Genomic DNA, 12,324 nt, shown 5'->3' on the forward strand with positions numbered 1-12,324 from the left:
GAGTGGGACAGAAATTGGTAATTCGTTAGAATTCGATTTCGTCGTCCCACCTCCGCACAGTTGGGTAGGGCTGTAAAAGCTGATGAAATCAGCGTAGTAGAGCTCACTCAACCACTGCGTCTTGCTCGACAATCTAAAGACAATTGAGAGGCCAGGACTTTTATCCCAGCCTCTTTTTTATAACTTCACTCATTTCCATGGTATAATGGGAGGACTATTGATAGAGAGAATCAAAAGGAGACACGAGTGGATCAAAAACGTCACTGCCAAGTCCTATGGGCCAAAAATAAATACCTGGTGCTGAGCCATTCCAGCAACATTTACAAGGAGATCCGGGAATACCTCAAGCAAGACCAGGTGGAGGTCAGCCACGTCGAAGGCTTGATCCAGCAAGCGCTGGCCTTGCCAGAAAATCGTGGCCAGGTCTCTAATGCCTTTCAGCATATCTGGGGCTATTTCAAAAAGCAGGCGACTCCTGAGGAAAAGGCAGACTTCATGCTGCTACTTGAGAAATACCAGCATGGCCAAGCTAGCCAAGAGGATCTCATCAAGGGGATCCAAACGCTCTTAGAGCGCTACCCCAATCGCTACTTGCAAGAGTCGACACTATTAGGAGGTCAATAAATGAGACTGTGGCACCAAGATTTGATTCCCAAACTCCCTCGTCTCCAGCTTCTCGGCCAACACCGGGAATGCTGCGCCCTTCGAGGCAATGGCTGGGGTAAGAAGCACGCGACTGTCAACTATGTCTTTGACTACTCACCCTATCGCCTCTATGCTTATCACTGCCTGATTATGGAGGAGATGACGGCTCGTGGCTACAAGGTCAGCCCAGAGTGGTGGGAGCCGACCTATCGAGGCAAGACCTGCCCAGCTTATCCAGAGCTGGAAGAGGAAGCATTGAGCACACCTATCTATCCTGAACACCAGGCTACTTACCTACAAGAATGCTTAGACAATCTAGCAGAAAAAGGGATTCATTTAGACTAAGAAAAAACGAACCAGACCAGGTTCGTTTTTTTACGCGAAAAACCAACAAAATGCTTTGAAAGCGTTAATTTCTTTCCCAAACATGCTATAATAATAGGAGATTATGCACAGGAAAAGGATAGACGGATGAAGGCAGTAGCAACTCCAGAACTTGAGATTGAAAGATCAAGTACAATAGGAGTAGCATAGCTTCAATAGGATGATGATATGAAAAGAGAAAAAGAGTTTTCAGAACTGACGAGGGTTCAAATCCCAGCAGCATTGCACTTGATGCGCCTAGGTTATACATACCTGCCGCACAATGGAAAAGAGTTAAAAGAAAGAGAGCCAGAGACGAATATTCTGGTATCTATTTTTAGAGAGCAATTTTTGAAGTTCAATAATTATGCGACAGATGTGGATGTTGAACGAGAGCTAAGTAATATCAAGTTGGAACTAGACCAAAATGATCTGGGACGGGCTTTTTACAAACGAATCATCGGAGAAACAAGTGCGACCTATATTGATTGGGAACATCCTGAAGCCAACACCTTTCATCTCGCGCTTGAGGTTACTTGCCAAAATGGGCAAGATGAATTCCGCCCAGATATTGTTATTTTTATCAATGGTCTACCTCTTTCTTATATCGAAGTGAAGCAGCCCAATGCTATCCGTGATGGAAAGACTGGGATTCAGTCAGAACAAGACAGAACCAGATACCGTTTTGAAAATCGTAAGTTCCGTCGCTTTAATAATATCACCCAGTTGATTGCCCTATCTGATAACCTGCCTTACATCAGTGGACAAGGGCAACAAAAACAAGGTTCTTACTACGGTTCAAACGCCTATTCAAAAACCAAGTTTAATGCCTTTAAGGAAGAAAGAGAAGAAGATTTTCTTCATTCATTTGACCCTCTAACAGAGGAGAAAATTGACTTCGTCCTAGAAGATATGAAGCGTTTTGCTCTCAAATCTCAGCCAGAGTTTACAACAAACCTAAACCCTGATACACCTTGCAATGCCTTCCTGTCTTCCTTGTACCAGAAGGAACGTCTGCTCTTTATGCTTCGTTTTGGTCTGGTCTATGTCGAAGAAGAGAGCAAGGATGGACAGATGCAACTGCAGAAGCACGTCATGCGTTATCCTCAGTATTTTGCAACACGTGCTATCGAAGAAACGATCGCAAAAGGTGTTAAGAAGGGGGTTATCTGGCATACCCAAGGTTCAGGTAAGACTGCCTTGGCTTTCTTCAATATCCGCTATCTAACCAACTATTTCTCAAAAGAGGGAATCGTTCCTCAGTTTTACTTTGTCGTCGATCGTTTGGACTTGGCTGACCAAGCATTTAAGGAATTCACCAAACGAGGACTCAAGGTTAAGCGCATCAATAACCCACAAGAACTCAATCAAAAACAAGACGGCTATGATGTCGCTGTGGTCAATATCCAGAAATTTAAGGATGATTCAGACCTGACTGACCGCTCTGGCTATGACCTCAATCGTCAAAATGTCTACTTTATCGATGAAGCCCATCGATCATACAATGAACGAGGATCCTACCTGCCAAATCTCTATCAGGCTGATACCAAGGCCATTAAGATCGCCTTGACTGGAACGCCATTGATCACCTATAAGAAAGATGGCAAGACCAAGGAAAGTCATGCGACTACACGTGATATCTTTGGAGATTATATCCACAAATATTACTACAACCAGTCTATCGATGACGGCTTTACGCTACGCTTGATGCGAGAAGATATCGAGACTTCGTATAAAGATAATCTTAGATCTATCAACGAAGAAATTCAACGTGGCGACCTATCTAAGGAAGACATCTTTGCCCATCCGCATTACGTAGAGCCTATGTTGGACTTTATCATCGAAGACTTTAATCGTGCGCGTGATCTGGTCTTTGATGACCAGACCATCGGTGGCATGATTGTTTGTGATTCATCCAAGCAAGCGCGTGAGCTTGAAAAGCAATTAGAAGAACGTCGTCAAGCTGGCTCGACCAACTTGACCTCCGCTCTTATCCTACACGATGAGGGAGACAAGGTCGAGAAGAAGGACAAGGTGGACGCCTACAAGGAAGGCAAGATTGACCTCGTCATCGTCTACTCCATGCTCCTGACAGGTTTTGATGCCCCTCGACTCAAGCGCCTCTACCTAGGGCGCAAGATCAAGTCTCACAACCTTTTGCAGACTCTAACTCGTGTCAATCGTCCATACAAGGACTACCTCTTTGGCTATGTTATTGACTTTGCGGATATCTCGAAAGAGTTTGACAAGACCAATCGTGCCTATCTAGAAGAGCTTAACCAAGAATATGATACGAACCTGACAGGTGAAAACGGGGAGGATGTCTTTGGATCGCTATTTGTACCTGCAGATGAGATTTCTCATGAGTTAAGCAAAACTGAGCAAATCTTGATTGACTATCCAACAGATAATCTAGAATACTTCTCGCAAGCTATTAATGATATCAAGGATAGAAAACAGTTAATTGATCTTCGGAAAGCCTTGGAGTCCATCAAGCAGTATTATAATATTGCTCGCCTCCTTGGCTACCATCACTTGCTCGAGCAGATTGACATTGCACAGATCGCAACCTTACTCAATATCCTCTCCAGACGCATGCTGACACTGTCCTTGATCGATCAGCCGGACAATTTTTCTAGTCGTACCCTCTTAAATCTAGCTATGTCTCAAACCAGCTTTAGTTTTATCAAGATCGCTGAGGAAGAACTCCGTTTAGCGGCCAATGATTTGGATGACTGGAGTCGTCGTGTCGCTGGAGGGATCAAAGGACAGCGCGATGAGAAAGACCCTGAGTGGGTTTCACTTTACGAAGAATTCCAACGTATTATGAAAAAACACTTGATCCATGGGCAAGAAGGCTACACCATGGAGAACATAAAAGAGACACAAAAGGCCTATGAAGATTTGTTTGAGTCAGTGGAAGATTACAAGTCTCGTATGCGACGCCTGAGTATGAATTTTAATGGGGATCAAATGGCAGCTCGCTCCTACAAACATGTGACCAACTCGACCATGGTCAGTGAGTTTCCTGCTATCTACCATGTTATTAAAGGTTCTAAAGTCAGACTCGATCATAAAATCGGTCAAAACCAAGGGGTGCTTGATAACGATGACTTCCTCAAAAAAATGATTCGAGAAGAAGCTCGGATCGAAATGAAAACAAACCAAACTGCTAGTAGCTTGACACGAGAAGACTTCAACCGTCTTGTCGAGTCGCTATTTGAAGAATATGAACAGGAATACCAACACTAATGAATGAAACATACAAAGTCCAAATCCAAGACTTGGTAGATGATTTAAAAGCCGTCTTTACCCATGCGGGACTAGGAGGAGAAGCGGGTGAGTACAAACTCCTCACCCAGTCCTTCCTCTACAAATTTTTAAACGACAAGTTTTTGTATCAAGCCAAGGTTCTAGATGAGTCCAACACCTATGAAAACCTGCTGGCTATGAGTGAGGAAGACTATGACTGGCTTTTGGAGGATATCGGTACCAGCACGGCTTGGCTCAAGCCTGACCAGTTGATCGAAACCCTCCACCGTCAGCAAAATGAGCCGACTTTTTACGAGACTTTTGAAAATACTCTCAACCAAATCGCTATTGACAATAACGATATCTTCTCAGTACATACGGATGGAGATACGGCTATTCGTCTCTTTGATGAGCGTTTGATTACCGATACTATCTCAGATAGTAGTAAACGCAACGAGGTCGCAAAGGCCATCATCAATCTTCTTGCTCGCGTTAAGTTTGATGAGACTATTTTTTCACAAGGTTTTGACTTTTTCTCTACCCTCTTTGAGTACATGATCAAGGACTACAACAAAGACGGTGGTGGTAAGTATGCAGAGTACTACACGCCTCACTCTGTGGCTAAGATTATCGCGGATATCTTAGTGGGGGATGATAAGCCTCAAAACGTGCGGATTTATGACCCCTCAGCTGGTTCGGGCACCTTGCTTATGAACTTGGCTAGTCGTATCGGTGTGGATAAGACCACTGTCTATAGTCAGGACATCTCGCAAAAATCATCGAATCTCCTCCGTCTTAATCTGATCTTGAATGGCCTTCAACACTCTATTCATAATATCGTACAGGGAAATACCATCATTGCCAACCGTCATCCTGAAAAGATGGATTATATCGTCTCTAATCCTCCTTTCAAACTGGACTTTTCAGAGTGGCGTGACCAAGTGGAGACCTTGCCAGAAGCTAGCGAGCGATTCTTTGCAGGAGTTCCAAAGGTTCCGGCCAAGTCTAAGGACAAGATGGCGATTTACGAGCTCTTTGTTCAGCATATCATCTACTCCTTGAAACCAGATGGTCAAGCGGCTGTTGTCTTGCCGACAGGCTTTATCACGGCCCAGTCAGGGATTGATAAGGCCATCCGTCAACACTTGGTGGATAATCAAATGCTGGCAGGTGTTGTCTCTATGCCGTCTAATATCTTTGCGACGACAGGAACCAACGTCTCCATCCTCTTTATCGATAAGAAAAATAAGGGTGATGTCGTTCTCATCGATGCCTCAAACCTAGGAACCAAGGTAAAGGAAGGCAAGAACCAAAAGACCGTGCTCTCTCCTGAGGAAGAGCAGAAGATCGTCGAGACCTTTATCAAGAAAGAAGCCGTCGAGGACTTTTCTGTCACAGTCTCTTATGAGGATATCAAGGAGAAAAACTACTCTCTCAGCGCAGGTCAGTACTTTGACATCAAGATTGACTATGTAGATATCACAGCAGAAGAGTTTGAAGCCAAGATGACCGCCTTTCAAAGCAAACTCTCAGACCTCTTCCAGCAATCACATGCACTTGAGCAGGAGATTGAAGAGCAAATGAAGGAGATCAAGTATGAGTAGTATAAGGCTAGGGGAGATTGGAAAAATCTCAATGTGTAAGAGAATATTGAAATCTCAGACAAATGAATTTTCAGGTATCCCTTTTTATAAAATCTCAACGTTTGGTGGTACTCCGACAGTATATATTGATGAAAAGGTTTATCTTGAATACAAAGAAAAATATTCATATCCTAAAAAAGGTGATATTTTAATTTCTGCTGCAGGAACAATTGGGAAAACAGTAATATTTGATGGAGAAGATTCTTATTTTCAGGATTCTAATATAGTATGGATAGAAAATGATGAATCAAAGGTAACAAATCAGTTTCTGTATTATTTTTTACAAACAAATCCTTTTATTACCACAAATGGAAGTACCATAAAAAGATTATATAACGATAATTTAAGAGATACTAAGATACCAAATGTTCCTTCAATCCAACAACAAAATCAAATAACAGATATTTTGGGTACTTTAGATAAAAAAATCCAAACCAACAACCAAATCAACCAAGAGTTAGAAGCCATGGCTAAGACCCTCTATGACTACTGGTTTGTGCAGTTTGATTTCCCAGACCAGAATGGCAAACCCTACAAATCATCAGGTGGAAAGATGGTCTATAACCCAGAACTCAAACGCGAAATTCCAGAAGGGTGGGGAGTGACCACATTTTCAAACTGGATTTCAGACAATAAAACGGGAGATTGGGGGAAAGATACTAGTGAAGGAAATTATAAATTAAAGGTTGATTGTATTCGTGGAGCTGATATAAATAGCTTGTCAGGAAATGGAAAAATTGATATGCCAACACGTTTCATCCTAGAAAAGAATAAAAATAAACTGTTGACAGATTTTGATATTGTTATTGAAATATCTGGGGGAAGTCCCACTCAATCTACAGGGCGTATAGTAGGTATCAGTGAAAATGTATTAAATCGATTTGAATTACCTTTAATCTGTTCAAATTTCTGCAAGGCAGTTTCACTAAACGAACAAGAAACCTTCTATAACTTTGTATATGAATGGAAAAATCTATATGACAATGGTGTTTTATTTAGTTGGGAAGGCAAGACAAGTGGGATAAAAAACTTATTGTTTGATTCCTTTGTTACTAACTATCACATTGCACAACCACCAATTGATTTAATGAAACAATTTTTTGATTACGCATCTTCGGTAGATAAAAAAACACAATTATTATTAAAACAAAACCAAGAACTAACCAAACTTCGCGATTGGCTCTTGCCAATGCTGATGAATGGGCAGGTGAAAGTGGAGCGGTAGGGAGTTTAAAAAATTATATATAAAATGCTATCAAGGAGTTGAGTGAATATTGTCTTGTGTAATCGGAACTGTATTTAAAAATTTTGCAATTATTTCAGGAGATACGCGTCTTAGTAAAGATTCAGGTGAAACTATAAGCGATACATACTCTAAAGTGTTCAAGGTGAATCAAAATGTATTGGTAGGTTTTACTGGTTCAGGTAATGCTGTAGATGTTTTAAATAAAAAGGGTATTTTTGACAAAGATGACTGTCCAAGTGCTGAAGATTATCTAGAATTCTTATGGCTTTTACTAGGTAACAGAGTGGTAAATGAACCGAACCATTGTAATATATTAGTTTTGGGAAAAAGTAAAACGAATTATGGTTTTGGTGGAAATTTTCGTACGTCTGATGAAAATATTCAAAATCAATTGTATCTAAAAGATCATAGGAATGTATGGAATCCCATTTTAACCCCTCCTAACGCAGATTATGAGTATTATCAAGAAATTTTAATCTCAAAAGTGCAATTTGTTATTGCTGAACAAATAATTTCCCCAGTATTTAGTAGAGGGATAGCGATTAAGAAAATAAAAGAAATACATAGAGATATTATTCTTGAGATTTCTAAAATAGATGAATCGGTTAATAGTAATGTTGAACAACACGTGATTAAGTGGTGAGATTAGTTTTATTTATCCAAGATGAAGGAATACCTGGAAGCTACCTGGATAGAAGAATGAAAAAATATATCTCATGGTAAAGAACGTACTAAACAAGTTAGTTTATATACAAAAAATGAGTTACTAAGATAAAAAGGAGAAATAATGAACAATATTTTATGGCCTAATATTTTTATGACGGTTATTGCGACATTAATCTCAACATTTTTGATTACCTTTTTTCTAACTCCCTTTCGAAAAAAATTTTTTCAATTATTTAAGACTACAAAAATTGAAAATATTCAAATTCGCAATGCAGTAAGTGGAGGAGTAAATAGTTCGGATAATTCAATTATTAGGGATAATTTTGAAGTATCTACTCAATTCTCAACTGATAAAGATCTAAATATCAATCAGATTAAGTTAAAAAATGTAGAAGTAATATTTGATTATTTTGTTGATGAGTTAAACTTTCAATATGGCTTAAATCCCGACAGACAAATATTTAGTATTTTTGCGATAAATAATGGGAATAAAAGCATTGAAATAGATGGGTTTATGTTGAAATATGTTAAAGGATGGTGGTTCGAAAATCGATACGAAGAAATATCTTCAGAAGAAATACCGTATATAAAAATTAAACCTAGAGAAATTAAACGTATTATAATGGTAAAAGTTTCTAAAGAGCAAATTTTAAAACATTTTGATCTTGTCAGTGAAAATCAGGCTTTATTACTTCAATTGTTTGATAAAAATAGTAAGAGGTTGATTTCTTATCCCGCACCTTTCGATAAAGATAATAAAAAGTTTCTTACGAGGCCGATGGGAGCAGCAGGCGTCGATAGTAATAATGAAAAGAATGTATTTAATATTTCAGAGCCCTATCAAAAAATGTACACTTTACAAACCAAAAATCATATTAGTAAAGAAAATCCAATATTGAGTTTTTTCATCTCGCTTGATCAGACTGCTAGTTTAAAATTTGACCTTGAGATTTATCAGAATAATAAGCTGGTGAAGTTTAAGAGGAAAGATCATAGGACTCAATATGTTCATGTTTTTAGACCAAATTATCATTTATATGCGCTTGACCCAACAGGGCTTCATGGAAATATCTATAAGTTATTAGATGAAAAATCAATAGAAGTTCTTGAGTATGAAGAGGTTGAACAGTATTATCCCAATATTTTGTATAAAGGAAAATGTGATGAGAAAGACAATAGTTGAAAATATTGATTTGATTGCTTTCCATCCAGGTCAATATATTGGAGAGCTAATTGAAGATTATCAAATGACCCAGAAAGAATTTGCGGAGAAGTTGGGGCTATCACCAAAGGCTATAAGTAAATTAGTGAATGGTGAGGAGTCGATTACTAATGATATTGCTCAGAAGTTAGCGGAATTGACTAATATTTCGATGAAAACATGGCTGAATTTACAAACTTCCTATGATACGAAAGTGGCAGAAGGGGCAGTACCTTGGGAATGATTGTTATAGAGAACTATTACTTCGTTTCGTAATGGTCTTGTAGTCACTTTCCTAATTTTTTTCGAATTATAGAAGTAGAGGGACCTTCCCTCTATTTTTTATCGAAAAGGAGCAGGGATGCAAAAGAGACACGCGCATGTATCGCCGACCTTGGACATCATGGCCAAGAAGATTTTTAGTTTGCCGGAAGTGACGACGGCCTTTATTCGAGACATTTTGGAGCTGGATGTAGAGGACGCTCAGATTGTGGAGGGAAGCCAGCCCCACAGCATGGCCTATGAGGAGGATGACTTGTTCTCCACTGCGGTGGATGTGAGAGCCAAGCTCCATGATGGAACCGAGGTGATCATCGAGATCCAGATTCGTAAGCAGCAGTATTTCTTGAATCGGTTCCATTACTATTTGGCCAATCAGCTGGTGGAGAATGTACAAAAACTGCGCCAGCAAGGACAGACACATAAGATGTACGAGCAGATGGAGCCCGTCTATGGGATTGCGATTTTAGAGAAGTCGCTCTTACTGGACGAAGAGGCTGCCATCAACAAATACTGGCTGACCAATAGCCGGTCTGGCAAGCAACTCAAGGCCTATTATAAAAATGGCAAGCACCAAAATCTTCTGCAGGTTGCCTTTTTAGAGCTAGACAAGTATAATAAAGATGAGAACCTGACAGATGCAGGCAGACAGTGGTTGGAGTTTTTTGGGAATCTTCCCTTTACAAAAGCTCCCAGTCAGGCCGTTGCTCACGCAGATTCATTACTAGATTCATCTAGCTGGACCAAGGAGGAGAAGACCATGATAGACGAGCGTATTCGTATTCAAGAAAATTATGATATGACCCTGGAGACGGCGATTGACGAAGCGCGAGAAGAAGGTCTGGAGCAAGGTCGTAATGAAGAACGTCTGCAGTTAATCCGCAAAATGATCTCACGAGGAATGTCGCCTGAGTTGATCTCGGAGATGACGGGTTTGTCCATTGAAGAGATCAAATCTATGTTAGCGTAAGATCTAGCTGGACCAAGGAGGAGAAGACCATGATAGACGAGCGGATTCGGATTCAAGAAAATTATGATATGACCATGGAGACGGCTATTGACGAAGCGCGAGAAGAAGGTTTAGTACAAGGGCTGGAACAAGGCTTAGAGCAAGGGCTGGAAAAAGGCTTGGAACAAGGACGTAAACAGTTGGTATGTGAGATGATTTCACGAGGAATGTTGCCTGATCTTATATCGGAGATGACGGGTTTGTCCATTGAAGAAATTGAGACTCTTCTTTCCTGAGTCGTTAACGGAGGCACCGCCTCTTTTCTTTTTTGAAAAAACTTGAAAATTTTCCTATTTTTTCAATCTGCCTTTCTAGAATTGTGGTAGAATAGAGTCAACAAAGAGCTATCCTCACCAACAGTGTGATCGATACTAGAAAAGAGGATTCTGATGACAAGAAAAATTGGTATTATTGGTTTGGGGCATGTGGGTGCGACCTTGGCCCACAGCATGATTTTGAAACACACCTGCGATCACTTGGTCTTGATTGATACCAATGAGAAAAAGGTCAAGGCAGATGCCTTGGATTTCTGTGACACAGTTGCCAATACGGGGTATCCGGTTCATATCACGGTCAATGACTACGCGGCTTTAAAAGATGCGGATGTCGTGGTGTCGACTCTTGGAAATATCGAGTTGCAGGCTAATAACACAGATGACCGTTTTGCGGAGCTTCCTTTTACTAGCAAGCAAGTGGTGCAAGTAGCGCGTGATTTGAAGGCTTCTGGCTTTAGCGGGGTCTTATTGGTAGTGACCAATCCGGTCGATGCGGTTACTCAACTCTATCAACAATATACCGGCCTTCCAAAAGAGCAGGTGATTGGGACAGGAACCTTGCTGGATACAGCTCGGATGAAGCGTGCAGTCGCCGATCGTTTGCAGGTTTCTCCTGCTAGTGTATCAGGCTATAACCTTGGTGAGCATGGAAATTCTCAATTTGTTGCTTGGAGTCAGGTCCGTGTCAAAGGACACGCTATTACCGATCTCTTCTCTCAAGAAGAGCTTGATGCCATCAACTACGAGTCCTTGCGTGGTGGTCATACTGTCTTTTTTGGCAAATTCTATACCAATTTTGGAATTGCTGCAGCAGCCCAACGCTTAGCAGAAGCTGTGATCAATGATAGCCACGAGGAAATGCCGGTCTCTAACTATCGTCCAGAATACGGAACCTATCTTGGCTATCCAGCGATTGTAGGTCGAAAAGGAATTATTGAACGATTGGACTTACATTTGACAGAAGAAGAAAAAGAAAAATTACTCCATTCAGCCGAAACCATCAAGGAAAACACAAAAAAAGGACTGGAGCATGCATAAAAGAGAGGAGGCTGGGACAAAAGTCCTAGCCTCTCAATTGTCTTAGCCCTTGCTTAGTGAATTTAATAAAGCTTAGTAAATCCAAGTTGTAATTCTTGACATTACATCTAGGACATGTATAATAGTTAATATAACAAATGTTCTTACAACAGAAAGAGAAAGCAACTATGAAAAACATTTTATTTATCGTCGGATCCCTTCGTCAAGGATCTTTCAACCATCAAATGGCCCAGAAAGCAGAAAGCCTTCTTGAAGGAAAAGCAACGGTGACTTACTTGGACTACAAGGACATCCCAATGATGAACCAAGATTTGGAAACGCCAACCTTGCCAGCTGTGCAAGCAGCACGTGATGCGGTCCTTGCTGCGGATGCCATCTGGATCTTCTCACCAGTCTACAACTTTGCCATTCCAGGTGTAGTGAAAAACCTGATCGACTGGCTTAGCCGTGCCCTTGACCTGTCAGAAACTCGTGGTCCATCTGCCCTCCAAGACAAGATCGTAACCGTCTCTTCAGTCGCTAATGCAGGACACGAGCCAATGTTTGCGGCTTACCAAGCCCTCTTACCATTCGTTCGTACTCAAGTAGTGGGAGACTTCACAGGAACAACTGTTAACCCAGAAGCCTGGGCAACAGGTGAATTAGTCTTGACAGATGAAGCAATCGCAGGATTAGAAAAACAAGCCCAAGCTTTATTAGAAGCATAA

At 40.8% G+C, this 12,324-nt stretch carries 10 protein-coding genes and 2 pseudogenes; all 12 read left to right on the forward strand.

Going from position 1 to position 12,324, the window contains the following annotated elements; all coding sequences use genetic code 11:
• Positions 1–246 precede the first annotated feature (246 nt).
• The 12 genes and pseudogenes from ADI76_RS03865 (at position 247) to ADI76_RS03920 (ending at position 12,324) form a co-directional block, all read left to right on the forward strand.
• The gene (locus ADI76_RS03865; protein ID WP_049514835.1) at positions 247–624 is read left to right on the forward strand and encodes a YbgA family protein; all 378 of its coding nucleotides are present in this window, start codon (positions 247–249) and stop codon (positions 622–624) included.
• A complete protein-coding gene (locus ADI76_RS03870; protein ID WP_049514836.1) occupies positions 625–990 on the forward strand; it encodes a TIGR02328 family protein in 366 nt (121 codons plus the stop codon).
• Between the two features lie 207 nt (positions 991–1,197).
• Entirely contained in the window at positions 1,198–4,260 is a 3,063-nt protein-coding gene (locus ADI76_RS03875; protein WP_049514837.1) for a type I restriction endonuclease, read from the forward strand.
• Positions 4,260–5,864 (forward strand): HsdM family class I SAM-dependent methyltransferase, encoded by a 1,605-nt coding sequence (locus ADI76_RS03880; RefSeq protein WP_049514838.1) that lies wholly within the window; start codon positions 4,260–4,262, stop codon positions 5,862–5,864. Before ADI76_RS03875 ends, ADI76_RS03880 begins: the two co-directional genes overlap by 1 nt.
• Positions 5,857–7,128 carry a restriction endonuclease subunit S gene (locus ADI76_RS03885; RefSeq protein WP_049514839.1) on the forward strand — a complete coding sequence of 424 codons (1,272 nt, stop codon included), beginning with the start codon at positions 5,857–5,859 and terminating at the stop codon, positions 7,126–7,128. Before ADI76_RS03880 ends, ADI76_RS03885 begins: the two co-directional genes overlap by 8 nt.
• Positions 7,129–7,177: 49 nt before the next feature.
• Positions 7,178–7,792 carry a hypothetical protein gene (locus ADI76_RS03890; protein WP_049514840.1) on the forward strand — a complete coding sequence of 205 codons (615 nt, stop codon included), beginning with the start codon at positions 7,178–7,180 and terminating at the stop codon, positions 7,790–7,792.
• Between the two features lie 144 nt (positions 7,793–7,936).
• Entirely contained in the window at positions 7,937–8,998 is a 1,062-nt protein-coding gene (locus tag ADI76_RS03895; RefSeq protein ID WP_049514841.1) for a hypothetical protein, read from the forward strand.
• A pseudogene (locus ADI76_RS03900) lies at positions 8,979–9,239 on the forward strand (HigA family addiction module antitoxin); the annotation flags it as partial. The gene ADI76_RS03895 and the pseudogene ADI76_RS03900, both read left to right, overlap by 20 nt.
• A gap of 138 nt (positions 9,240–9,377) precedes the next feature.
• A complete protein-coding gene (locus tag ADI76_RS03905; RefSeq protein WP_049514843.1) occupies positions 9,378–10,265 on the forward strand; it encodes an Rpn family recombination-promoting nuclease/putative transposase in 888 nt (295 codons plus the stop codon).
• 2 nt (positions 10,266–10,267) lie between these two features.
• A pseudogene (locus tag ADI76_RS03910) lies at positions 10,268–10,540 on the forward strand (hypothetical protein); the annotation flags it as partial.
• Positions 10,541–10,693: 153 nt separating this feature from the next.
• Positions 10,694–11,617, forward strand: a complete 924-nt coding sequence (locus ADI76_RS03915) for an L-lactate dehydrogenase (protein WP_049514845.1) — start codon at positions 10,694–10,696, stop codon at positions 11,615–11,617.
• Between the two features lie 167 nt (positions 11,618–11,784).
• Positions 11,785–12,324 carry an NADPH-dependent FMN reductase gene (locus ADI76_RS03920; RefSeq protein WP_049514846.1) on the forward strand — a complete coding sequence of 180 codons (540 nt, stop codon included), beginning with the start codon at positions 11,785–11,787 and terminating at the stop codon, positions 12,322–12,324.

The organism is Streptococcus parasanguinis, assembly GCF_001074805.1.
GTDB classification, from domain to species: Bacteria; Bacillota; Bacilli; order Lactobacillales; family Streptococcaceae; genus Streptococcus; species Streptococcus parasanguinis_A.